This window comes from Burkholderia sp. MSMB1826 (genome assembly GCF_001526325.1).
GTDB lineage: Bacteria > Pseudomonadota > Gammaproteobacteria > Burkholderiales > Burkholderiaceae > Burkholderia.
In genome coordinates this window covers 529,919-554,306 of sequence record NZ_LOYN01000010.1, presented here as the reverse complement: position 1 = coordinate 554,306, position 24,388 = coordinate 529,919, and the positions used below count along the sequence as shown (strand labels likewise).

Here is a 24,388-nt window from a genome sequence, read left to right as displayed (position 1 = left end):
GCGCGGCGCGCGAGCGCCGCTCACGGCATGCGGGATGAAAAAACCGGCTTTCGAGCCGGTTTTTTCGTTTACGTCGCGAGCGTTCGCCCGATCCTCAGGATCACCGATCGATCGGCGACTTCAACGGCTGATGCTCGCCCGTCAGCCCGAACACGACGAGTTGCGCGGGCTCGGTCGCGCTCGCATTGCGCGACACCTGGTGCCGCGAGCCGGGCGGCTCGTACCAGCCTTCGCCGGCGCGATAGCGTTGCAGCGGGCCGCCGTTCACCTGCGACAGCACTTCGCCCTTCGACACCACGGCGAACACCGAGCCGAGATGCCGGTGCGCTTCGGACGCCTGACCGGGCGCATAGTCGACCGTCGCGACGACGACGCGCTTGCCGGGCGCTTCGGGCACGGCCTGCTGCATGATCGCGTGCACGGCGTCGCCGGCGTCGTGCGCATGGGCGGCGGCCGGCAGCGCCGCGGCGAGCACGAGCCCGGCGGACAGCGCGACACGATGGAGCGGGGCACGGATCATCGTCGCCTCCTTACTCGGGCATCTTGCGGAACGCGATCGCGAAGCGGTTCCACGAGTTGATCGTCGCGATCAGCATCGACAGGTCGAACAGCTCCTCGTCGGTGAAGTGCGGCTTCACGGCTTCCCAGACGGCGTCGGGCACATGGTTGCTGGCAACGAGGGTCAGCGCCTCGGTCCATTCCAGCGCCGCGCGTTCGCGCTCGGTGAAGAACGGCGTTTCGCGCCACGTGACGACGGTCGCGAGACGGCGATCGGTTTCGCCGCCCTTGCGCGCGTCGGTCGTGTGCATGTCGACGCAGAACGCGCAGCCGTTGATCTGCGACGCGCGCAGGCGGACGAGTTCGGCGAGCGGCTTCTCGATCGAGCTTTTCGCGAGGAATTCCTCGGCGTTGCGCATCACCTTGATGGCATTCGGGCTGGCGGCATAGAAGTTCAGGCGCGGTTGCATGGCAGGTCCTTTTCGGTTGGGTAGCGCCGGGGTGGCGCGACAGGACCCACTTTAAGGGCCGTACTGGCCTGCTTGAATAACCAATTCCGGGAAAATTCAGGTAACCAGTGGCGACCCGCCCGCGAGGCCGGCCTCCAGCAAACCGGCCAGCTTCGCGAGCGCCGTGTCGATGCGCAGCGCGTCGATTCCGCCATAGCCGAACAGCAGCCCCGGGCGCACCGGCACGCCCACATGGAACGCCGAGATTCCGTACAGACCGATGTCCTGCGCCCGCGCCGCGCGGACCAGCGCCGCTTCGTCGAGCCCCGGCTTCAGGTGCGCGGCCAGGTGGATGCCGGCGGTCGGCACGATTGCGTCGAACCACGGCGCGAGTTCGCCGTGCAGGTGGGCGATCAGCATCTTGCGACGCGCGTCGTAGTGCTTCTGCACGCGTTTCAGGTGCCGCGCGAAATCGCCTTCGAGCATGAAGCGCGCGAGCGCCGCCTGCGTCAGCGTGCACGTGTGCCAGTCGACGATCTGCTTGGCCTTGGCGAGCGCGCCGCGCAGCGCGCGCGGCGGAATCGCGTAGCCGATCCGCAGCTCGGGAAAGATCGTCTTCGAGAACGTGCCGACGTACGCGACGAGGCCCGTGCGGTCGAGGCTCTTCAGCGATTCGACCGGCCGCCCTTCGAAACGGAATTCGCCGTCGTAGTCGTCCTCGATGATCACCGCGCGGCGGCGCTGCGCCCATTCGAGCAGCGCGACGCGGCGATCGAGCGTCATCGGCATGCCGAGCGGGAACTGGTGCGACGGCGTCACGTAGACGAGCCGCGCGTCGTCCGGCAGCCGCTCCGTGACGAGGCCGTGCGCGTCGACCGGCACGCCGATCACCGTCGCGCCGAGCGACGCGAACGCGGCGCGCGCCGGCGGATAGCCGGGATCCTCGACCGCGACGACGTCACCCGGCCGCACGACGACGCGCGCGAGCAGGTCGAGCGCCTGTTGCGCGCCTTGCGTGACGAGCACGTCGTCCCAACTGCAGGCGACCGCGCGGCTGAATGCGACGTAGCGCGCGATCGCGCCGCGCAACTGCGGGTCGCCGGCCGGGTCGTGATACTGGCCGAGACCGCGTGCCTGCCGACGCAGCGCGTGATGCAGGCAGCGCCGCCATGCGTCGAACGGGAACAGCGTCTTGTCGGTCACGCCGCCGCGAAAGTCGAAGCCGGGCGCGTCCTGCGGCGCGGGCATCGCGAGCGCATCGGGCAGGTCGTTCCACAGCGCGCGCGCATCGACCGCGTCGATGCGCGGCATCTCGTCGACGATCGACGGCGCCGACGTCGCCGCGGCGTGCGGCACGCGCGCCAGGCCGTCGGCGACGAACGTGCCGTCGCCGGCGCGTGTCGTCAGGTAGCCCTCGGCGACGAGGCGCTCGAAGGCGTCGAGCGTCGTCTTGCGCGACACGCCGAGCTGTTTCGCGAGGTCGCGCGTCGACGGCAGCCGCGCGCCGCCTTCGAGACGCCCGTCGACGATCGCGGTGCGCAGTTGCCGGAAGATTTGCCCCGTCAGGTCGTGACGGCCTTCGATGCGGATCGCGATGTCCATCGCAGTGGTTACCTCGATTCGAGTCGTTTCGCGTGAATCAGCATACCGGAAGTCGCCCGCGTCAGCCGCGGGTCGACGGTAGGCGAGCGGCTTCGCGCGAGAGCGGCCGGGCCACGCATTCCCGCGGCGGGAACCGGCCGTCCCGGCAAGCCGGCTCGTCGTCCGATTGGACCGCCGCCTGCCGCTGCCGTACGATCCACGACAACCTCATCCCGGAGCGACCTCATGCTGTCCGAAGACGAACTGGCGCTGCTCGATGCGATCCGCGCCACCGGCAGCCTGTCGCGTGCCGCCGCGCGGCTCGGCAAGGCGCCTTCGACGGTGTCGCACGCGGCGCGTCAGCTCGAAACGCGGTTCGACGCATTGCTGTTCGACCGGCGCGGCTATCGGCTGCAACTCACGCCGGCCGGACAATTGCTGGCCGACGAGGCGGCGCGGCTGGCGCTCGACGTCGCACGGCTGACGCAACGCGTGCGACAGGTCGCGAGCGGCTGGGAGGACCGGCTGTGGATCGTCAGCGACGAAGTGCTGGAGTTCGATACGCTGCTGCCGGTCGTTCGCGCATTCGATGCGCTCGATTCCGGCGTGTCGCTGCGTTTCACGCACGAGGTGCTCGGCGGGACCTGGGAGGCATTGCGCGACGGCCGCGCGGATCTGGTCGTCGGTGCGACCAACGAGCCGCCGGCGATTCCGGGCCTCAAGTGGTTCGAACTCGGTGCGATGGAATGGGTGTTCGCGGTGTCGCCGCGCCATCCGCTGGCGTCCGCGAGCGCGGTGCTGACGCGCGATGCAATCGGCGCGCACCGCGCGGTCGTCGTCGCCGATTCGTCGCGGCGCGCGGCCGGCCGCGCGTACGGCCTGCTCGGCGGGCAGGCGATGCTGGCGGTGCCGTCGATGCGTGCGAAGATCCTCGCGCAGCGCGATGCGCTCGGCGTCGGCTGGGTGCCGCGCCGGCGCGTGACGTCGTTGCTCGCGCGCGGCGAACTGGTCGAGAAGCAGACGGCCGATCCGCGCGAGCCGAATCTGCTGTACGTCGCGTGGCACGGCGACCGCGACGGTCGCGCGCTGCAATGGTGGCTGGAGCGACTGCGCGAGCCGCGACTCGCGCGGCGATTGCTCGACGGGATCGACGTGGTCGGCTGAGCGCGCTCGCTTCAACATGTTCGACGTTTTCGAACATGTTCGCCGCGCCGGTCGTACGGCAACGCCGCGCGTCGCGCGCATCCTGTGCTCACGGTCAACTCACCGGTTCACAGGAGAACATCATGCAACGCTTCGAAGGAAAGACGGTCCTCGTCACGGGCGGCAACAGCGGCATCGGCCTGGCGGCCGCCCGCGCATTCGCGGCCGAAGGCGCGCGAGTCATCATCACCGGGCGCGACGCCGACACGCTGGAAGCCGCCCGTCGAACGCTCGGCGAAGAGGCGCGGGCGATTCGCAACGAAGCCGGCAGCGTCGCGTCGGCCCGCGCGCTGGCCGACGCGATCGCCGCCGCCGGCGTGCGGCTCGACGCGGTATTCGTCAACGCGGGCGTCGCGAAACTCGCGCCGTTCGCCGACAGCGACGAAGCGATGTGGGACCTCGTCTTCAACACCAACGTGAAGGGCGCGTATTTCCAGATCCAGTCGCTCGTGCCGCTGCTGAACCGCGGCGCATCGATCGTGATCAACGGCTCGATCAACGCGCACATCGGGATGCCGGGTTCGTCGGTGTACGCGGCAAGCAAGGCGGCCGTCAATTCGTTCGCGAAGACGTTGTCGACGGAACTGCTGCCGCACGGCGTGCGCGTGAACGTGGTCAGCCCGGGGCCGGTGCAGACACCGTTGTACGGCAAGCTCGGGCTCGATGCGGCGACGCTCGACGAGACGGCCGACAAGATCAAGGGCCTCGTTCCGATCGGCCGGTTCGGCACGCCGGACGAAATCGCGTCGACGGTGCTGCACCTGAGCGCGCCGGAATCCGCGTTCATCGTCGGCGCGGAAATCATCGCGTCGGGCGGGATGGGCTTGCTCTGAGGGGCGACGCGGACGGGGACGTCACCGGCCGATACGGTGCCGGGCGAGCGGCCCCCGTCACATGCGCTAGCGGGATGCACACGCGCCGCGCGCGGCGTCGCCGGTTTCCAGTTGCGTCACCGTCAACCCCGCGAACGTCGCGCGGCCTTGCTCGGCGAACACGGCCACGCGATCCGCATCGAGCGGCGGAAAGATCAGGTCCGTCAGCGCTACGCGGCCGCCGTTCGCGAAGACTTCGACCGACCCGCGATCGACGACGATCTCGAGCCGCAGTTGCCCGTGTTCGAGCGGCAGATCGACGATGTGCTCGCGGCTGAACGTGCCGACGAAATTCGCTTCGCCGGATTGCGAGCGGTCGAGCGTCAGCGTGCGCTTCGCGGTGTCGTACACGATCCGGGTGCCGATCGAGCCGTCGCCCGAGCGCCGGACGATCAGCCCCGCGCGCGCGGCACGCTGCGGCGAGATCGTCACGGTGATGCGCTGGACGACGCCGCGCGTGGCGGCCGACAGCACCCGGGTAGCGGAGTCGACCGTGACGTCGCCTTCATGCACGGCGGGCCGGCCGTCGGCCCATGCGTCGAAGGCGGCGGCGGGTGCGACGACGAGTCTCGGCTCGCCGTCGATCGTCTTCAGCGACAGTTCGCGCGGCAGCGTGGTCGCGCCGCGCCATGGGGCGGTCGGCGCCTTTGCCGCGTAATCCCAGTTGCTCATCCATGCGATCGCGACCGGCCGGGCGCCGGGCGCGCCGGAGAACGTGCCGGCCGCATAGAAATCGGCGCCGTGATCGACCCAGCGGAATTGCGCGGGATCCGAGCCGCTCGGCGCGACGCGGTCGGGCACGAACGTGCGGCCGTCGAAGTCGCCGACGAAATACATCGCGCCGGAGCCGCCGGCGATCGACCACGGATTCACGTTGACGATCATCACCCACTTGATGCGGCGGGGATCGCCGTCGAGCGGCAGCGGGACGAGATCGGGCATTTCCCACAGCGCGCCCGCATGCGGCACGTCCGGCAGCGTGAAATCGCTCAGGAACGACCAGTGGATCAGGTCGTCCGAACGATAGAGCTTCACGACCTGCGCATCGGCGACGACCGTCGTCATCAACCAGTAGCCGCCCGGCGCGTACCACGACACTTTCGGGTCGCGAAATTGCTTCGATTCCGGATCGAGCGTCAGCACCGGGTTGTGCGCGTACGGCTGCCACGTCGTGCCCCGATCGAGGCTGTACGCGAGCGACTGGGCCTGTATGCCGGGTGCGTGACCCGAGCCGGGCTTGTAGACGCTCGTATAGAGCGCGACGAGCGGCGTGTGGCCCGGTTTGCCGAGGCCGGACGTGTTCAGGGTATCGGCGACGATCGAGCCGGAGAAGATTTCCTCGGTGGCGTTCGCGCGCATCGCGACCGGCTGCTCGCGCCAGTGGACGAGATCGGTGCTGATCGCGTGGCCCCACGACATGTTGCCCCAGTCGTTGCCGAGCGGGTTGTACTGATAGAACAGGTGATAGCGGCCGTTCTCGTAGACGAGCCCGTTCGGGTCGTTCATCCAGTTGCGCTGCGGCGTGTAGTGGAGGGCGGGCCGCCATTGCGGCGTGCCGTTTTCGGCCGGCGTGTGGCATGGCGCGGCGGCGGCCTGCGTGCAGGCCATGCAGACGAGCAGCAGCCGGACGAGGCGGACGGAACAGCGAAAAGACGTCGATTTCATGCGGGGCCAGGCGCTTCGTCGGACGAAGCGGGAAAGGAGGGCGCAGGCCGGCTGCAACGGCGGCATGCGCGATGGTCGAAAGAAAAGTCGAAATAAAAAAGAGGAGGCGCACACGCGACACGCGCGATACGCGCCTCCTGAACCTCGTACCTTCAGAGACGATCGTTATCGTTGGTTGTCCTGATTGCCGCCGCCGTTACGGACGGGTGCCCGGGCCGCCGTCGTGGCCGGCGCCCGTCGCCGGCAGGTTCGCGGGGATGTCGCCGTAGCCGCCGAGGCCGCCGCGTCCGTACGTGCGGTCGACCGCCGTCGACGTGCCGTTGATGTTGACCTTCACCGTCGGCGCGAGCGTGCCGCCGCGGCGCGGGCCGATCGCATCGATGAACGACTCGACGAGCCCGCCCGGCATCACGTAGTGCGAATACGACTGGAATTCGCGCGGGTTCTGGTTCGGGTCCTGCGAATACGGTGCGCCGGCCGGCGCGGAGAAGTCGGTCGGGTTGCCCAGCACGAGGCCGCTGCCGCCGTTCAGCGGCAGGAAGTCGCTGCGGATGCCGTTGCCGACGAAGCCGTACACGCCGTCCGGGCCGTCGACGCCGGCCGCCATCGTCGTGCGGTGGCTGATCGTGAACAGGTAGTACTTGCCGTCCTTCAGATAGATCTGCGGACGCTCGGTCTGGTCGTCGACGCAGTTCGCCGACAGGATCGGCGGCAGGAACTTCCACTGGGTCAGTTGCGGATTCGTCGCGACCGCAAGGCCGACGTTGGCCTTTTGATACACTGCGCCCGAATTCATCACCGCGTTGAGATCTTCCCGGTTCGGATCGTTCGGCGCATAGCCGAGATCGGCCTCGGTGCAGGTGCGTGCGCCGCGCGGGCCGCCGGTATTGCCTTCGAACACCATGTAGGTCTTGCCCGGATGGGCGGGATCGGTGAACACGAACGGATCGCGGAACGAGAAGTAGGTGTTCTGCTGGCCGGTCTGGTAGTAGTTGCCGTCCGGTTCAAGCAGCGCCTTGTGATCGTCGAAGCCGGTGAACCACACGTGCTTGTCGTCGGCGTGGATGTGGCCGTCGGCGCGCGTGATGATCGCCTGCGGCGGCGTGATGTCGGCGCCGCCGGGGGCCGAGCGGTTGAACGACGTCGCGGTGTAGTAGAGGCTGACGTTGTCGCCGTTGGTGAGGCGCGCGGAGCCCGACCATTCGGCGTTGTTGGTCATTGGTGCGGTGCCGAACACCTTGACGCTCGCACCGTCCGGGAACAGGTGGCCGCCCCAGGTCCAGCCGCCGTTCGCCGGGCGTTGCGACGCGGGGATGCCGGCGCGGCGATAGAAGAAGCCGATGCGGGCGTGGACGTGACGGTCGTCGAACGTGTAGCCGGCGTGCGGATCGGCGGTGAGCGAGAAGATCACCTCCCAGCCCTTGTAGCTGAGCTGGTTCGCGCGCAGGTCGGCCAGCGGCCACGTGTCCCATACCCACACGTTCGAGTTGATCAGCGGGAAATCCTGCGGGATGTCCGGCATCGTCAGCGCTTGCGGCAGCGAATTCCTGTCGGCGCCGGCGGTATGCGATTGCGCGACGATCTGGCGGATGTCCGCCCGCGTCCAGCGCATCGTGAAATTGCCTTCGGGATCGTAGGCCTGCTGCGTATGGGGCGTGGGCATCGGCGCGCCCGTGCCGCTGGACTGCGCGTGCGCGACGGACGCGAAGGCGGCGAGTGCGCCGCCAGCGAGCAGCAAACGTTTGGCCGCGGTCGGGCGGAAAAGGGGAAAGTATGTCATCTCGTCGTCGTTTCCTGGATAGTTGAAAGTGAACGGCTGAGTGGGCATCGATGTCCAAACCGGTTTGGATGCTATTTCAAACCGGTTTGGAACGCAAAAGATATTTATTTGACGGTAATCATTACCCAATGGAAATAATTACCCGGTCGGCGCGTCCGAGTGTTCGGGCGGCCGGGCGGATCGGCGACTGCGAGGGATGACGGTGACGGGGAAGGTGAATCTGAAGGCGCTGTCGGACGCGCTCGGGCTGTCGCGGACGACGGTCAGCCGTGCGTTGAACGGCTACGACGATGTCAGCGAGGCGACGCGCGAGCGCGTGGCGAAGGCCGCGCGGGAAATGGGCTACGTGGCCGATCCGACCGCGCGCCGGCTCGCGACCGGGCGGGCCGACATGATCGGGATCGTCTACCCGTTCGGCGCCGGCGATCTCGGCGATCCGCGCTTTGGCGAAGTCGTCGCGGGCATCACCGAGCGGCTCGCCGAGCGCAATCTCGATTTCATCATCGCGTCGGCGCGACCGAACGCGGAACTGGACACCTATCGGCGCATCGTCGACGGCAAGCTCGTCGACGGGCTGATCGTCGCGCGCACGCTGGTGGACGACCCGCGTATCGCGTACCTGCGGGCGAGCGCGTTTCCGTACGTCGCGTACGGCCGCACGCAGGCGGCCGGCCCGTATGCGTGGTTCGACTTCGACAACGAGGCGGGCGCGCGCGACGCGGTGCGCCGGCTGATCGGCTTCGGGCATCGGCGCATCGCGATGATCAGCGCGCCGCTGACGCTGAATTTCGCCGCGCAGCGGCGCGCCGGTTATCTGTCGGCATTGCGCGAAGCCGGTATCGACACGCAGCCGGCGCTGCTCGTCGAGTGCCCGTTTACGCACGACGGCGGGCTGCAGGCGGCGCGGGCGTTGCTCGCGCACACCGAGCCGCCGACCGCGCTGCTGGTCGACAACAACATCGCGGGCGGCGGCGCGTTTCGCGCGCTGGTCGACAGCGGATTGCGCCTGGGCGCGGACATGTCGCTGATCGTCTATGACGGCGTGCCGCCGGATATCGCGCATCCGTACCGTGTCACGGCGGTCATGCAGCCGACCGGGCATGCATCGGGACGCACGCTGGCGGAACTGATGCTGCGGCTGCTGGACGACGGCGTGTGCGATCAGCTGCTCGAAGCGCCGGCAATCGAGGCGGGCGATACGGACGGTCCGTTGCGCGGGTAGCCGGCGGCGGCCGGCGCACGGCAGGGCGGCGGGACGGCGGGACGGCGGGAGGCGGCGATGGCGATGCCGGACTGGCGCTCCGTCGAAAAAGCCATGACGATGGCAGGGGCGAATACGCGTTCTTCTAGACGACCGGTCTAATCCGGGGATATCATCCGTCCTCGTGAATGCGGCGACGTTCCTGGCAGGTTCATGCAGCGGGACGCCGTCGTTTTATTTCGGCTGCTTCTAGACGACTGGTCTAATAGGCGTATATCGCATGCGGACGAATGGATCGCACGTTGCCGCCCGCTGGGTGACTAACCGACAGGCGCGCCGTGCGGACGCGCGGCCCCGTTCCCCGTTCATTTTCGAAGGAGTGTCCGATCATGAAGATTCTGGTTGTCCTGACCTCGCACGATGCGCTGGGCGACACCGGCAAGAAAACCGGCTTCTGGCTCGAGGAACTGGCCGCGCCGTACTACACGTTCAAGGATGCGGGCATCGAGCTGACGCTCGCGTCGCCGAAGGGCGGCCAGCCGCCGCTCGACCCGAAGAGCAGCGATCCGACCGCCCAGACCGACGCGACGCGCCGCTTCGACGCCGATGCGGCGGCCAAGGCCGAACTCGCGTCGACGCGCAAGCTGGCCGAGGTGTCGGCGGACGACTACGACGCCGTGTTCTACCCGGGCGGCCACGGCCCGCTGTGGGATCTCGCCGAGGATCTGCATTCGATCGGCCTGATCGAGCGCATGCTCGCGGCCGGCAAGCCGGTCGCGGCGGTCTGCCACGCGCCGGGCGTGCTGCGCCACGTGAAGAACCCGCAGACCGGCGAGTCGGTCGTGCGCGGCAAGCGCGCGACGGGTTTCACCAACAGCGAGGAAGCGGCCGTCGAGCTGACCGAAGTCGTGCCGTTCCTCGTCGAGGACATGCTGAAGACCAACGGCGCGGCATTCGAGCGCAGTGCCGACTGGGCGCCGCATGTCGTCACCGACGGGCTGCTGATCACCGGGCAGAACCCCGCGTCGTCGGCGCCCGCGGCCGAGGCGCTGCTCGCGAAGCTCGGCCACCGCTAAGCGCATGGCGCCGGCCGGGCCGGCGCCGTTTCCTTGCCGTCGTCGGGCGCAGCCGGTCCGCCGACGGCCCGCATCGTCGCGCCGTGCGCTCCGCACCGCGCATCCCATCCGTTTCGTAGAACCCAGCAAAGGAGTCGTGGATGTCTGCCCTGTTCGAACCGTTCAAACTCAAGGATGTCACGCTGCGCAACCGCATCGCGGTGCCGCCGATGTGCCAGTACGTCGCCGAGGACGGCGTCGTCAACGACTGGCATCACGTGCATCTGGCCGGCATCGCGCGCGGCGGCGCGGGCCTCGTGATCGCGGAGGCGACGGCCGTGTCGCCGGAAGGGCGCATCACGCCGGGTTGCGCGGGGTTGTGGAACGACGCGCAGGCCGACGCGTTCGCGCCGTCGGTCGCGGCGATCAAGGCGGCCGGCGCGGTGCCCGGCATCCAGATCGCGCATGCAGGCCGCAAGGCGAGCGCGAACCGCCCGTGGGAAGGCGACGACCATATCGCCGACGGCGATCCGCGCGGCTGGCAGACCATCGCGCCGTCGGCGGTGCCGTTCGGTGCGCATCTGCCGAAGGTGCCGCGTGAAATGACGCACGACGACATCGCCCGCGTGCAGGCCGACTTCGTCGCCGCGGCGCGGCGTGCGCGCGACCTCGGTTTCGAATGGCTCGAATTGCACTTCGCGCACGGCTATCTCGGCCAGAGCTTCTTCTCGGTGCATTCGAACCAGCGCACCGACGAATACGGCGGTTCGGCCGAAAACCGCGGCCGCTTTCTCGTCGACACGCTCGCGGCCGTTCGCAAGGTCTGGCCCGAGCATCTGCCGCTGACCGCGCGCCTGGGCGTGATCGAATACGACGGCCGCGACGAAGAGACGCTCGCCGAGTCGATCGCGCTCACGCAGCGGATGAAGCGGGAAGGGCTCGACATGTTGAGCGTGTCGATCGGCTTCTCGACGCCTGCCGCGCAGATTCCATGGGGTCCCGCGTTTCTCGCGCCGATCGCCGAGCGCGTGCGTCGCGAGGCCGGGCTGCCGGTGTCGTCCGCGTGGGGAATCGACACGCCGCAACTGGCGAACCGCGTGATCGAGCAAGCGCAGCTCGATCTCGTGATGGTCGGCCGCGCGCACCTGGCCGACCCGCACTGGCCGTACTACGCGGCCAAGCAGCTCGGCGTCGAGCGTCCGTCGTGGACGCTGCCCGCGCCGTACGCGCACTGGCTCGAGCGCTACCGGATCGCCGACAAGGCCGCCTGAGCGGGGCGCGTCGACGTCGCGCCGGGCGGCCCGCGCATCGCGCGGGCCGCCGATCCGGCGCCGATGGATAGAATGGCGGTTCGTCCAGGCCGGTTGCCTGGGCGAGCCGCCATTTTTTCATTTCGACAGAGGTGCCATGGGCGCACATGTCCCGTCGTCTCACGATTCCGCCGCGCGGCCGCGCGCGCAGCAGATCGCCCGCGTCGCGCTGTATGCGGCGCTGCTGGTGCTCGCGCTGTGGGTGATCCGCGACTTCATCCCCGCCATCGCATGGGCCTGCGTGATCGCGATCGCGATGTGGCCGCTGCTGAAACGCTTCGAATCGCACCGGCTGTTCCGCGATCGGCCGACGTTGATCGCGACCGTCATCACGGCGGCGATTTCGCTGCTCGTCGTGCTGCCGGTGGCCGTCGCGACGGCCCAGGCGATCGCGCAGGCGCACGACCTGCGCGAGTGGCTGCGCACGGTCCAGGACAACGGCATTCCGCTGCCTGACGTGGTCGGCCGCTTGCCGTACGGCGCCGCGCAGATCACCGAATGGTGGCAGGCCAATCTCGGCCATCCGCTGCATGCGGCCACCGCGATGCATGGCGTCAACGGCGAGAAATTCCTCGCGTTCGGCCGGCAATTCGGCACGAAGCTCGCGCATGTGCTGCTCGAATTCGGATTCATGCTCGTCACGCTGTTCGTGATCCTGCGCGCCGGCCACAAGCTGTCGGGCGCGCTGCTGCAGGGCGCGCGGCGCGCGTTCGGGCGCAACGGCGCGGAACTGATCGAGCGCATGGTCGCGGCCGTGTACGGCACGGTGACCGGGCTCGTCGTCGTCGGGCTCGGCGAGGGGGCGTTGCTCGGCGTCGCCTACGCATTCGCCGGCGTGCCGCACGCCGCGCTGCTCGGGCTCGTCACGGCGGTCGCCGCGATGCTGCCGTTCTGCGCGCCGGTCGTGTTCTGCGGCGCGGCGCTCTGGCTGTTCGTGCAGGGGGCGACCATGTGGGCCGTCGTGGTGGCGGCGCTCGGGTTCGTCGTCGTGTTCGTCGCCGAGCATTTCGTGCGGCCGGTGCTGATCGGCGGGTCGACGCGGCTACCGTTCCTGCTCGTGCTGTTCGGCATCCTCGGCGGCGCCGAGACGTTCGGCCTGATCGGGCTGTTCGTCGGGCCTGCGCTGATGACGGTGCTGACGATGCTGTGGACCGAATGGATCGCCTGATCGCGCATGCCGCTGCACGGGTCGATGCGCCGGTGCAGCGGCGCGGATGCGCGCGCACCGGCGCATCGTCTGCGACGATCGATGACGATTCGGCCGTCGCCGCGAAGACGCGCAAATGCAGAGATCCGGATAAAGATCTCTACATTTCTTTTCGATCCGGACCCAAAGGTCGAGTAGCATGGGGCTTTCGATCACGCCGGTACGGCGCAGCAGATTTCCCGAGCATGCGATTGATTTCGATGTCCCGTCCCGCAGCGACGCTGTCCCTGGCCGCCAGCTGCCTGATGTTGCATGGCTGTGCGTGGTTCGACTCGTGGCTGCCGTTCTCGTATTCGCGCACGCCGCTTGCGCGGGCCGCGTCACGGCACGGCGCGACGCGCGCCGACGTCGTCCGCGCCGCCGGCAACCCGCGCAGCGTCTGGATGGTCCGCAACGGCAGCGGCGTCTGCTACAACTACTTCATCGAGCACGGCAACGATCACCGGCCGTACTTCGTCGTGTTCGACAAGGCCGGCGTCGTCACGCAGTACGGCTTCGATACCTGCATGGACGCCGATCGCAAGGGCGCGCTTCGGGCGGGCAAGAGCGCGTCGCGATAGAGCGGCGGCCGCGCGCCGCGCGAGTGCGTGATGCTGCCGTCACGCTATCGTGTCGACCACGCCGCCGTCGACGCGCAACGCCGCGCCGGTCGTCGCCGACGCCTGCGGCGAGCAGACGTACACGACCAGGTTCGCGACTTCCTCCGTCGTCGCCGGTCGCCGGATGATCGAGCTCGCGCGCTCGCTGCGCACGAATTCCACTGCGACGTCGTCGATGCTGCGGCCCGTTTCGTCGGCCTGCGCCTTCAGCATTGCGCGCACGCCTTCCGACATCGTCGGCCCCGGCAGCACCGAATTGACGGTCACGCGGGTCCCGGCCGCAAGCTTCGCCAGGCCGCGAGCGATCGACAACTGCGCGGTTTTCGTGAACCCGTAATGAATCATGTCGACGGGGATGTTCAGGCCCGATTCCGACGAAATGAACACGATGCGCCCGGCATTGCGTTCGATCATGCCTTTCAGGTAATGCCGCGCGAGCCGCACGCCGGACATCACGTTGATCTGGAAATAATGTTCCCATTCGGCGTCGTCGATGTCGAAGAACGCCTTCAGGCCGTAGATGCCCGCATTGTTGACGAGCATGTCGGCATCCGGCGTGTGCTGCGTGACGCGCGCGACGCCGGCCGCGTCGGACAGGTCGGCGGCGACGCCGTCGAAGCCTGCGCCGGGCACGGCGTCGCGCAGTTTCTCGAGCGCGGACTGCACCGACGCATCGCTGCGGCCGTTGACGACGACGTGCGCGCCGGCGCGCGCGAGCCCTTCGGCGATCGCGAGCCCGATGCCGGCGGTGGAAGCGGTGACGACCGCGGTCTTGCCTTTCAGATCGATCTGCATGAGCGTGACGGGGGAAGAGTGAACGGGAACCGCCGCGCGTGCCGCGGCGGACGGAATTCAAAGCTTAGGCAAATTCCGGTCGATCGGCCATGTCGCGAGCGTGTCCGCGGCGTCGATGCGAAGCCGATCCTCTCGACTCGAGCGCCCGAGCAGGCGGCATGCCTGCAAGCGAGGGCGGGGGCTGTTATCGCGTCAGCGCGACATGCTCCGCATCTTGTGTCGAAGCTTCGGCGGGGCAGGATTGTGCCGCGATCGGTTTCGCGCGTGCAATCGCGCCGAACGTCGAAGCCGGCGGGGCGGTTGCGCGGCGCTGCACAGTCTTGTACGGTGAGCGTTCGTCGTCCGACCCGGGAGCCCGCCGCGTGAGCCGCATTGCCAACCGATCCGCCGTACCGTCGCCGTTCTGGCGCGATACCGCGCTGCCGTTCATCGAGGCGCGCACCGTCGACGACGGGCGCGCGATCTGCTACGCGAAGCACACGCACGACACGTTTTCGGTGGGCGCGATCGTCGGCGGCACGAGCACGTACGTGAACGGTGCGACGAACGCACACGTCGGGCGCGGCGTGCTCGTGATCATCGATCCGGAGCAGGTGCACGCATGCAACCCGTACGGCCCCGACGCGTGGGCGTACCGGATGGTCTATGTCGACGTGCCGTGGCTCGCGCGCCTGCAGCACGCGCTGGGCCGCGATCCGAACCGCGATTTTCACGGATTTTCGCCGAAGTTGACCGAGCGCGGCGATCTGTTCGCGCAATTTGGCGGCTTCTACCGCACGCTCGTGTCGCCCGGCATCGACGCGCTCGGCAAGGAGAGCGCGGCGGTCGAATTCTTCACGGCACTGCACGGCGCGCTCGATCGCGAACTGCCCGATTCGCGGCCGGGCGACGACAACGCGAAGCTCGCGCGCGCGGCCGACTACATCGCCGCCCATTGCCGCGAGGCCGTCACGCTCGATGCGATCTGCGCGGCGGCCGACCTGTCGCCGTCGTACCTGATCCGCGCGTTCAATGCGCGTTACGGGATGACGCCGCACGCGTTCCTGATCGATCGGCGCGTGCAGTACGGCCGCACCGAACTGCGCCGCGGCCGGCCGATCGCCGAAGTCGCGCTCGACGCCGGCTTTGCGGACCAGGCGCATTTCCAGCGCGCATTCCGGCGGATCGCGGCCGCGACGCCCGGGCAGTACCGCAGCGCCATGCGCTGAATGCAGCCGCGGCCAGCTCGCTACACGTCGAGTAGAAACAGCGCACTGCCCGCGAGCAGCAACGCCATCAGCCGGTTGAACACGCGCATGCGTCGCGCGTTCGCGAGCCGGTGCCGCAGCGACGCGCCCGCATAGCCCCAGCATGCGATCGATGCGAAGCAGATCACCAGATACAGCGCGGCGAATTGCCAGATCTGCGCGCGATCGCCGTCGGCCGCGTACGCACCCATCGCGGCCACGCACGCGAGCCATGCCTTCGGATTGAGCCACTGCATCGCCGCGCCCGCCGCGGCCGACGGGCCGGCTACGTCCGGCTCGGCCGACAGTCGGCCGTCGTCGAGCGCGAGCCGCAGCGCCATGTACAGCAGGAACGCGATCCCCGACCACTGCGTGGCCGTCGTCAGCATCGGCCAGCGCGCGAGCGCCGCGTGCAGGCCGAGGCCGATCAGCAGGAACAGCGCGACGAAGCCGAGCGTCGCGCCGGCCGCGTAGCGCAGGCTCGCGCCGAGACCGTGGCGTGCGCCCGCGCTGAGCGCGACGATGTTGACGGGACCGGGGGTGATCGACGAGGCGAGCGCGAACGCGGCCATCGAAACCAGCATGCTCATCGGGTGTCTCCATGCGACATGTCGAAAGTCGCATCGAGACTACGGGCGCCGCGTCGGCCCGTATTGAAGAAAACTGCCCTCGGCGGCGCGCGGCCGCCGTCAGTGCAACGCGCGCGGCGCGTGCGCCGGCTGCGCGCCGCGCGGATCGGCCGAATCGGCGGCACCGGCGGGATCGGCCGGGCCGACAGCGTCGGCCGGACGCGGCGGCCCGCCCGACCAGGGCTGCGTCGACACCGAGAAGCCGAACGTGTTGACGCCGCCCGAGCACGAGACGAACACGCCGCCGCCGTGCATCTCGGCCACGGCCTTGACGATCGACAGCCCGAGCCCGTGGTTTTCCTTGCTGTTCGCGCGCGCTTCCTCGAGCCGGTAGAAGCGCTCGAACACGTGCGAGCGCCGCACCGGGTCGATCGGCTCGCCGGGGTTCGACACGGCCATCTCGACGAGCGTGTCGCGGCGCGTGATCGTCACGTTCAGCGTCGCGCCCGGCGCCGAATGCTGGATCGCGTTGATCAGCAGGTTCGTCATCGCGCGGCGGAACAGCGACGGATCGACGGCCGCACGCGCGTCGCCGTGCAATTCGGCGCGCAACTGCGCCTCGTCGAGCGGGATTTCGAGGAAGTCGAGCATGCGCCGCACCTCGTCGGCGAGCGATACGTCCTTCAGGTCGGTCGCGCGTTCGCCGCGGTCGCTGCGCGACAGGAACAGCATGTCGTTGATGATCACGCGCAGCCGCTCGAATTCCTCGAGGTTCGACTGCAGCGTCTGGCGCATCCGCTCGACCGAGCGATCGCGGCTCGTCAGCGCAACCTGGGTCTGGCCGATCAGGATGCTGATCGGCGTACGCAATTCGTGCGCGACGTCCGCGTTGAACGCTTCGAGCCGTGCGTAGGTTTGCTGGATCCGTTCGAGCGCGCCGTTGAACGACGTCGCGAGATCGCGCAGCTCGGTCGGCAGCGCGTCGGTGTGCAGCCGCTGGCGGCGGTTCGTCGCGCTCACGCTTGCCGCGTCCTGCGACAGCCGGTCGAGCGGCGCGAGCCCGAAGCGCGCGACCGCGCGACTCAACAGCAGCGTGACGACGGTGGCCGTTGCGATCAGCGCGGCCAGCGTCCACGCGAAACGGCGCAGCATCCGCTGGGTGCGCTCGCACGACGACGCGACGATCAGCTTCACGTCCGGACGCTCGCCGCTGCCCGCGATCGCGATGGTCTTCGTCATCACGTTGTAGCTGCTGTTGTTGAGCGCGTACTGTTGGAACGCGCCGAACGGTTTGCCGTCGGGCACGCCGTCGACCGGATGGCCGAAGCGGAAATCGGCGTCGAGGCTGTCGACCTGATAGCGCGTCGATCCGTCGGGCGGTTCGAGGTCGGCGAGTTTTTCCTGCATCAGGCGGCCGCGCGCGGCTGTTGTCGCATGCGACACGATCATCTGCGCGACCTTCGCGCGCGTGTCGATGGTCGCGCGCAGCTCGGCGAGCAGTTGGCGCTCCATCATCACGAACAGCCCGCAGCCGACCAGCGTGAACACGAGTAGCGACACGATGCCGAACATCGCCGACAGGCGCAGGGCGATCGAGCGTTTCATGCGTGCTTCTCCGCGTCGCCGTCCTCGCGCGCCTCGAGCACGTAGCCCATGCCGCGGATCGTGTGCAGCAGCTTGTCCGCGAACGGGCCGTCGAGTTTCGCGCGCAGGCGCTTGATCGCCGTCTCGACGACGTTCGCGTTGCTGTCGAAGTTCACGTCCCACACGAGTTCGGCGATGGTCGTTTTCGACAGCACCTCGCCGCTGCGCCGCGCGAGCACGCCGAGCAACTGGAATTCCTGAGCGGTCAGATCGAGCCGCGCGCCGTCGCGGGTCGCGCGGCGGCCGATCAGGTCGACGCGCAGGTCGCCGATCGAGATCAGCGTCGATTCCTGCACGCGCGCGCGGCGCGTGAGCGCCCGCAGCCGTTCGATCAGTTCGAGAAACGAGAACGGCTTGGTCAGGTAGTCGTCGGCGCCGCCGCGCAAGCCTCGCACGCGGTCGTCGACGCGATCGCGCGCGGTCAGCATGATCACGGGCGTCTGCTTCTGCGCGCGCAACGCACGCAGCACGCCGAAGCCGTCGAGCTTCGGCAGCATCACGTCGAGCACGACCACGTCGTAATCGAATTCGACGGCCTTCCACGCGCCGTCCTCGCCGTCGAGCGCGGTGTCGACGACCCAGCCTTCCTCGGTCAGGCCGCTCTTCAGGTATTCGACGACTTTCGGTTCGTCTTCGACGATCAGTACTTTCATGTTCGTTGTCCGCGTAACCGGGTTAAGGGCGGGTCAAGGGCCGACGCCCGCGCTGCGCTGCGGGGCCGCCGACGCGACGTCGGACGGCGCGGGGTCGTTCGCCGCACCGCCGTCCCAGCCGCCGCCGAGCGCCTTCGCGAGAAACACGACGAGCGCCGCGCGCTGGCCCTGGATCTGCACGGCCTGGCGTTCGCTCGTCAGCAACTGCTGCTGGGCCGTCAGCACGTCGATGAACGGCGTCAGGCCGCCCGCGTAACGGTCCTGCGCGAGCGAGACAAGCTTGCGCGCGTCGTCGACGGCCGCGGAAGCCTGTTGCGCCGCCTGCGCCAGCACCGACAGGCCGGTCACCGCATTTTGCACCTCCTGGAACGCGGTGAGCACGGTCTGCCGGTAGCTGGCCTGCGCGGCCACGTAGCCGGCCTGCGCGAAATCGACGCCGGCCTTCAGCTTGCCGCCTTCGAACAGCGGCTGACTGAGCGACCCGCCGACCGACCACAGCAGCGCCGGCACGGTGAACAGGCCCGCGAAGCGCGTCGCGTCCCAGCCGATGTCCGGCGACAGCGCGATGCGCGGGAAATACGCGGCGCGCGCGACGCCGATCTGCGCATTCGCGGCGGCCATCGCGCGCTCGGCCGACGCGACGTCGGGGCGCCGCTGCAACAGGTCGCTCGGCATGCCGGTCGGCAGCGCGGGCGCGTTGATCGGCACCACGCGCGGCGGCAGCGAGAAGGCGGGGGCCGGCGTGCCGACCAGCGTCGCGATCGCGGTTTCGACCTGCGCGCGCTGCTGGATCAGCAGCTGTGCCTGCGTGCGCGTCGCGTCGAGCTGCGCGCGCTGCTGCAACAGATCGAGGCCCGACACCGCGCCAAGGTCGTGGCGCGCGCTCACGTAGTCGAGCGCCTTCTGCTGCAGCTCGATCGAGCGCTTGACCACGTCGATCTCGGTGTCGAGTTCGCGCAGCGCGAAATAGCTCGACGCGAGATCGGCGCTCAGCACGAGGCGCGCGTTCGCGAAATCGTCGCGCGCCTGCTCGGAGCCGGCCTGCGCGGCTTCGACGCCGCGTCGCACGCGGCCGAACAGGTCGAGTTCGTAGCTGACCGCCGCGCCGACCTGGATCTCGTTCTGCACGGTCGACATGCTCTTCGTCGCGTAGTTGGTCTGCGGCCGGTCGGCGGAGATCTTGAAGCGCTGGCCGCTCGCGTTCAGGCCGACGGCCGGATATTGCGCGGACGCCACCGACGCGAGCGTCGCCTTCGCCTGGTCGTAGCGCGCGGCCACCGCCTTCAGGTTCTGGTTGTTGCGCAGCGCGTCGGTCTCCAGCGCGTCGAGCTGTGCGTCGCCGAACGCGGTCCACCAGGCCGGATCGAGCGGCGCGCGGGCCGGCGCGGCCGGATGCCAGTACGCGTCGGCCGGGTCGAGCCGCCACGCGGCCGGCGTGTCGACGGCCGGGCGCCGGTAATCCGGGCCGACCGTGCAGGCGGCGAGGGCGGCCGCCGCGACGATCGCGACGGCGCCGATCGCGGCCGGGCACAGGCGCGTGCGTATCGCGCTCACGACTTCGCTCCGGCGACCGCGGATGCCGGCTTCGCGGCCGGCGCCGCCTGCACGACGACCGTGTCGCCGTTCGCGAGCGCGTCGCTCGGGTTTTCGACGAGGCGGTCGCTCGGCGTCAGCGGGCCGTCGACTTCGAGCGTCTGCCCGATCGTGCGTGCGATGGTCACGGCTTTCAGATGCACATGGCCGTTTGCATCGACGGTCGCGACCGTCGGGCCTTCGGCGCGGAACAGCAGCGTATTGGCCGGCACCTGCAGGCGGCCGACCGGCGTCATCGGCAGCGTCGCCTGCACGTACGCGCCGGGCAGCAGCCGCCCGTCCGGGTTCGGCAGCGTGATCTCGATCTGCAGCGAACGCGTCGCGACGTCGATCGCCTCGGACGTGCGCGTGATCGTGCCGTCGAACGTTCGCCCGGGCAGCTCGGCCTGCGCGACGCTCACGTGCTGGCCGACCTTCACCTGCTGCGCATACGCCTGCGGCACCTGCACGTACAGCCGCAGCCGGTCGGCCTGCACGACCGAAAACAGCGAGCGGCCCGCGTTGCCGGAATTGACGAGATCGCCGACGTCGACGTTGCGCTGCGTGACGATCCCGTCGATCGGCGCGACGATCCGCTGGAAGCCCTTCAGCTCGGTGAGGCGGCGCATGTTCGCATCGGCCGCGGCGAGGTTCGCGGCGCCCTGGTTGAACGCGCCTTGCCGGTCGTCGAGCTCCTGTTGCGACACGGCATCGCGCTGGCGCAACTGCTGCGCGCGGTCGAACGACGTCTTCGCGAGCGCGAGCGCGGCTTGCGCCTGCTGGCGCTGCGCGGTGGCCTGGGCCAGTTCCTGGTTCAGTTCCGGCGTGTCGAGTTCGGCGAGCGTTTGCCCTTGCTTCACGTGCGCGCCGATGTCGGCATGCCAGCGCAGCACGTAGCCGCTCGCGCGCGCATAGATCGGCGCCTCGACGAAGCCGCGCAGCGTGCCGGGCAGCGTCAGCTTGCCGCCGGTGGCCGCGTCGACCGGATGCGCGACGCTCACGTACTGGCGCGTGTTCTGCGCGGCGACCGCGTCGAGCCGGTTGCGGTTCAGCCCGTTGACGATGAGCGTACGCGCGGCGCCGGCGGCCAGCAGCACGCCGATCACGATCGCGACGAGGCGCGCGCGTCGCGACACCGACGCGCGCGCCGGCAGGTGCATGCCGTGTTCGTCCACCTGAATGCCGACGGCGCTGTGATGTTTCTCTTCCATGAATTCAACCAATTCAACCGGGTAGTGGGGCGAAAGTCAGTGTCCGGCCCGGCGCGCGCGCCGCCGGGCCAGCCGCGTATGCACGCCGCCGAACACGAGCGGCACGAACAGCAAGGTCGAAACGGTCGCGAACAGCAGCCCGCCGATCACCGCGCGGCCGAGCGGCGCGTTTTGCTCGGCGCCTTCGCCGAGGCCGAGCGCCATCGGCACCATCCCGATGATCATCGCGAGCGCCGTCATCAGCACCGGCCGGATCCGTGTCGCGCCGGCCTCCAGCGCGGCCGTGAGCGGCGGCGCGCCGTCCGCGAGGCGTTGCCGCGCGAACGACACGACGAGAATGCTGTTCGCGGTCGCGACGCCGACCGTCATGATCGCGCCCGTCAACGCGGGCACGCTCAGGTGCGTGCCCGTGACGAACAGCATCCACGCGATGCCGGCGAGCGCGGCCGGCATCGCGCTGACGATGATCAGCGGGTCGAGCCACGACTGGAAATTGACGACGATCAGCAGATAGACGAGCACGATCGCCATCGCGACGCCCGCGCCGAGGCCGAGATACGACGTGCGCATCGTCTCGATCTGGCCGCGCATCGCGAGGCTGGTGCCGCGCGGCAGCGTCGCGCGCGCGTCCGCGACGATGCGGTCGATCTCGCCCGCGACCGCGCCGAGATCGCGGCCCTCGACGCTCACGTATACGTCGATCGCCGGGCGGATGTTGAAGTGCGTGATCACGGCCGGGTTCGCGGCACTGCGCACCTGCACCAGATTGCCGAGCAGTTGCAGCGGCATGCCCGTGCGGCCGCCGGCCGAGATCGGCGTGCCGAGCAGGTCGTCGACCGACGAGAGGTTGTATTGCGGGGTCTGGATCTGCAGCGGGTACTGGACGCCGGTGCGCGGGTTGATCCAGAACGACGGCGTCGTCTGCGAACTCCCCGACAGCGAGATCAGCATGTTCTGCGCGACGTTCTGGGCGGAGAGATTGAGCTGCTGCATGCGCGTACGGTCCATGTCGGCCAGCAGGGTCGGCTCGTCGTTGCGTTGCAGCACGTGCACGTCGACGGCGCCGGGGATTTGCCTGATCTTTTTCATCAGGTTGCTCGCAATGGTCATGTTACTCGCGAGATCGTTGCCGAGCACTTGCACGTCGATCGCGGCCGGCTGCCCGAAGTTGAGGATCTGCGTGATGATGTCCGACGGCTGGAAGAAGAACTCGACGCCCGGGAAGCGTTGCGGCAGCAGCGTGCGCAGCGTCTGCACGTAGTGGCCGGTCGCGCGGTGGCCGGGCTTCAGCGCGATCAGCAGCTCGCCGTCGAGCGTGCCGATCGTGCCGGCGTTGCTGTACGACAGGTTGATGCCGCTCACCGGCAGCCCGAGGTTGTCGACGATCGCGCCGAGCTCGTCGGGCGGCACGGTGGCGCGGATCACGCGCTCGACCTGGTCGGCGAGGCGTGCGGTTTCCTCGATCCGGTAGCCGGTCGGCGCGCGCAGGTGCAGACGGATGTTGCCGGAATCGGCGTTCGGGAAGAAGTCGCGGCCGAGCACGAACACGAGGCCCGTCGACGCCACGCAGAAGCCGAGGAAGCACAGCGCGTAAAAGCGGCGGCGCACGAGCAGGATGCTGAGCAGCACGATGTACCACGCGCGCAGCCGTTCGAACGCCGCGTTGAACGCGTGATGAATGCGTGCGAAGCGCGACGTGGAATGGCCGGAGCCGGTGCTCGCCTGCTGCGGGCGGAACAGCAGCATCGCGAGCGTCGGCACCAGCGTGCGCGACAGCACGTACGACGCGAGCATCGCGAACACCACGGCTTCGGCGAGCGGCACGAACAGGAAGCGCGCGACGCCGGTCAGGAAGAACATCGGCACGAACACGATGCAGATGCACAGCGTCGACACGAGCGCGGGCACCGCGATCTCGCCGGCGCCTTCGAGGATCGCGTCGTGCAGGTTGGTGCCGAACGACGACCCCCACGCTCCCTCCGGTCGCTGCCCCCCGAGGGGGCTGCTCGGCACGCCAGGGGCGGCCCGGCGCGTGCCGAGATGCAGATGCCGCTCGATGTTCTCGATCGTGACGGTCGCATCGTCGACGAGAATGCCGACCGCGAGCGCGAGGCCGCCGAGCGTCATGATGTTGATGGTCTCGCCGAGCGCGGACAGCGCGATCAGCGACGTGAAGATCGACAGCGGGATCGAGATCGCGATGATCAGCGTGCTGCGCCAGTTGCCGAGGAACAGCAGGATCATCATCGCGGTCAGCACGGCGGCGATCAGCGCCTCGTGGATCACGCCCTGGACAGCCGCATCGACGAACACCGACTGGTCGAACAGCGGCGTGATCGCGAGCCCCTCGGGCAGCGTCGGGATCACCTTCGGCAGCAGCGCCTTCAGGTCCGACACGACCTTGAGCGTCGATGCGTCGCCGCTTTTCAGGATCGAGATGAGCACGCCGCGCTGGCCGTTCTGGCGCACGACGTTGGTTTGCGGCGCGAAGCCGTCGCGTACCGACGCCACCTCGCGCAGGTAGGTCGTCGCGCCGTTGACGGTCTGGACCGGCAGGTCGTTGATGTCGGCGACCGTATCGGCCGACGCGTTCGTGTCGATCCGGTACTCGGTCTGGCCCATCTTCGCGGTGCCGGTCGGCAGCACGAGATTCTGCGCGTTGACCGCGTTGACGATGTCGGCCGGCGTCAGGCCCTTCGCGAGCAGCGCCTGCGGATCGAGGTCGATCGCGACCACGCGCGTGCGCCCGCCGTACGGGAACGGAATCTGCACGCCCGGCACCGTGATCAGTTGCGGGCGCAGGAAGTTCAGCGCGATGTCGGCGAGCGACTGTTCGCTGAGCGTCTTGCTCGACAGCCCGAGCTGGATCACCGGAATGCTCGACGCGGAATAGGTGATCACGAGCGGCGGCGTCGCGCCCTGCGGCATCTGTCGCACGATCGCCTGCGCGGACGAGACCGTCTGCGCGATCGCCGTCTGCACGTTCGCACCCGGTTGCAGGAACACCTTCACGACCGCGATGCCGGGCAGCGACGTCGATTCGACGTGCTGGATGTTGTTGACGGTCGTCGTCAGGATCCGTTCATGCACGGACGTGATGCGGTTCGTCATCTCCGTCGCGGAGAAGCCGGTGTAATTCCAGATCACGCTGATCACCGGGATATTGATCGCGGGCAGCACGTCGACCGGTGTGCGCATCAGCGCAAGCGGGGTGGCCAGCACGATCATGATGGCCATGACGATGAACGTGTAGGGGCGCCTGAGCGCGAGATTGACGATCCACATGGAGGCGGCGGAA

General features: G+C 69.0%; 20 protein-coding genes. 8 read left to right on the top strand and 12 right to left on the bottom strand.

Annotated features, from left to right (window positions below; all coding sequences use genetic code 11):
- Positions 1 to 100: 100 nt before the first annotated feature.
- From WS95_RS04505 to pdxR, 3 genes are all read right to left on the bottom strand, one after another.
- Positions 101 to 520, bottom strand: a complete 420-nt coding sequence (locus WS95_RS04505) for a cupin domain-containing protein (RefSeq protein ID WP_059822507.1) — start codon at positions 518 to 520, stop codon at positions 101 to 103.
- Between the two features lie 10 nt (positions 521 to 530).
- Positions 531 to 968, bottom strand: a complete 438-nt coding sequence (locus WS95_RS04500) for a carboxymuconolactone decarboxylase family protein (protein WP_006479143.1) — start codon at positions 966 to 968, stop codon at positions 531 to 533.
- Between the two features lie 96 nt (positions 969 to 1,064).
- Positions 1,065 to 2,549, bottom strand: a complete 1,485-nt coding sequence (gene pdxR / locus WS95_RS04495) for a MocR-like pyridoxine biosynthesis transcription factor PdxR (RefSeq protein ID WP_059822504.1) — start codon at positions 2,547 to 2,549, stop codon at positions 1,065 to 1,067.
- Between the two features lie 225 nt (positions 2,550 to 2,774).
- Between pdxR and WS95_RS04490 the strand changes: the two genes are divergently transcribed.
- Positions 2,775 to 3,692 carry a LysR family transcriptional regulator gene (locus WS95_RS04490; RefSeq protein WP_034204925.1) on the top strand — a complete coding sequence of 306 codons (918 nt, stop codon included), beginning with the start codon at positions 2,775 to 2,777 and terminating at the stop codon, positions 3,690 to 3,692.
- A gap of 122 nt (positions 3,693 to 3,814) precedes the next feature.
- Positions 3,815 to 4,564: an SDR family oxidoreductase gene (locus WS95_RS04485; protein WP_059822799.1), complete on the top strand. Its 750-nt coding sequence runs from the start codon at positions 3,815 to 3,817 to the stop codon at positions 4,562 to 4,564.
- 66 nt (positions 4,565 to 4,630) lie between these two features.
- On the opposite strand, the gene WS95_RS04480 is transcribed toward WS95_RS04485, so the two are convergent.
- Together WS95_RS04480 and WS95_RS04475 are read right to left on the bottom strand one after the other, a co-directional pair.
- A complete protein-coding gene (locus tag WS95_RS04480; RefSeq protein WP_034204923.1) occupies positions 4,631 to 6,268 on the bottom strand; it encodes a glycoside hydrolase family 32 protein in 1,638 nt (545 codons plus the stop codon).
- Between the two features lie 196 nt (positions 6,269 to 6,464).
- The gene (locus WS95_RS04475) at positions 6,465 to 8,048 is read right to left on the bottom strand and encodes a glycoside hydrolase family 68 protein (protein ID WP_059822503.1); all 1,584 of its coding nucleotides are present in this window, start codon (positions 8,046 to 8,048) and stop codon (positions 6,465 to 6,467) included.
- A gap of 196 nt (positions 8,049 to 8,244) precedes the next feature.
- Between WS95_RS04475 and WS95_RS04470 the strand changes: the two genes are divergently transcribed.
- The 5 genes from WS95_RS04470 (at position 8,245) to WS95_RS04450 (ending at position 13,381) form a co-directional block, all read left to right on the top strand.
- On the top strand, positions 8,245 to 9,270 hold the full coding sequence (locus WS95_RS04470) for a substrate-binding domain-containing protein (protein ID WP_059822501.1): 1,026 nt from the start codon (positions 8,245 to 8,247) through the stop codon (positions 9,268 to 9,270).
- A 368-nt stretch (positions 9,271 to 9,638) separates the two neighbouring features.
- Positions 9,639 to 10,325 (top strand): type 1 glutamine amidotransferase domain-containing protein, encoded by a 687-nt coding sequence (locus WS95_RS04465; protein WP_059783628.1) that lies wholly within the window; start codon positions 9,639 to 9,641, stop codon positions 10,323 to 10,325.
- Between the two features lie 140 nt (positions 10,326 to 10,465).
- A complete protein-coding gene (locus tag WS95_RS04460) occupies positions 10,466 to 11,575 on the top strand; it encodes an NADH:flavin oxidoreductase/NADH oxidase (RefSeq protein WP_034204919.1) in 1,110 nt (369 codons plus the stop codon).
- Between the two features lie 136 nt (positions 11,576 to 11,711).
- A complete protein-coding gene (locus WS95_RS04455) occupies positions 11,712 to 12,782 on the top strand; it encodes an AI-2E family transporter (protein ID WP_059783626.1) in 1,071 nt (356 codons plus the stop codon).
- 224 nt (positions 12,783 to 13,006) lie between these two features.
- On the top strand, positions 13,007 to 13,381 hold the full coding sequence (locus WS95_RS04450) for a hypothetical protein (RefSeq protein ID WP_059822499.1): 375 nt from the start codon (positions 13,007 to 13,009) through the stop codon (positions 13,379 to 13,381).
- Between the two features lie 39 nt (positions 13,382 to 13,420).
- On the opposite strand, the gene WS95_RS04445 is transcribed toward WS95_RS04450, so the two are convergent.
- On the bottom strand, positions 13,421 to 14,215 hold the full coding sequence (locus WS95_RS04445) for an SDR family NAD(P)-dependent oxidoreductase (protein ID WP_059822497.1): 795 nt from the start codon (positions 14,213 to 14,215) through the stop codon (positions 13,421 to 13,423).
- Between the two features lie 362 nt (positions 14,216 to 14,577).
- Between WS95_RS04445 and WS95_RS04440 the strand changes: the two genes are divergently transcribed.
- Complete coding sequence (locus WS95_RS04440; protein ID WP_059822495.1) at positions 14,578 to 15,423, top strand: AraC family transcriptional regulator; 846 nt, start codon at positions 14,578 to 14,580, stop codon at positions 15,421 to 15,423.
- Between the two features lie 20 nt (positions 15,424 to 15,443).
- Here the strand turns inward: WS95_RS04440 and WS95_RS04435 are convergent, their stop codons facing one another.
- The 6 genes from WS95_RS04435 to WS95_RS04410 form a co-directional block, all read right to left on the bottom strand.
- Positions 15,444 to 16,031, bottom strand: a complete 588-nt coding sequence (locus tag WS95_RS04435; RefSeq protein ID WP_034204914.1) for a LysE family translocator — start codon at positions 16,029 to 16,031, stop codon at positions 15,444 to 15,446.
- Positions 16,032 to 16,130: 99 nt separating this feature from the next.
- A complete protein-coding gene (locus tag WS95_RS04430) occupies positions 16,131 to 17,615 on the bottom strand; it encodes a heavy metal sensor histidine kinase (protein WP_059822494.1) in 1,485 nt (494 codons plus the stop codon).
- On the bottom strand, positions 17,612 to 18,307 hold the full coding sequence (locus WS95_RS04425; protein ID WP_059505120.1) for a heavy metal response regulator transcription factor: 696 nt from the start codon (positions 18,305 to 18,307) through the stop codon (positions 17,612 to 17,614). The genes WS95_RS04430 and WS95_RS04425 overlap by 4 nt, the downstream gene beginning before the upstream one ends.
- A gap of 33 nt (positions 18,308 to 18,340) precedes the next feature.
- Positions 18,341 to 19,852: an efflux transporter outer membrane subunit gene (locus tag WS95_RS04420; RefSeq protein ID WP_059822797.1), complete on the bottom strand. Its 1,512-nt coding sequence runs from the start codon at positions 19,850 to 19,852 to the stop codon at positions 18,341 to 18,343.
- 5 nt (positions 19,853 to 19,857) lie between these two features.
- Entirely contained in the window at positions 19,858 to 21,090 is a 1,233-nt protein-coding gene (locus tag WS95_RS04415; RefSeq protein ID WP_059783615.1) for an efflux RND transporter periplasmic adaptor subunit, read from the bottom strand.
- Between the two features lie 36 nt (positions 21,091 to 21,126).
- The gene (locus tag WS95_RS04410; protein ID WP_059822492.1) at positions 21,127 to 24,375 is read right to left on the bottom strand and encodes an efflux RND transporter permease subunit; all 3,249 of its coding nucleotides are present in this window, start codon (positions 24,373 to 24,375) and stop codon (positions 21,127 to 21,129) included.
- Between the last annotated feature and the right edge of the window lie 13 nt (positions 24,376 to 24,388).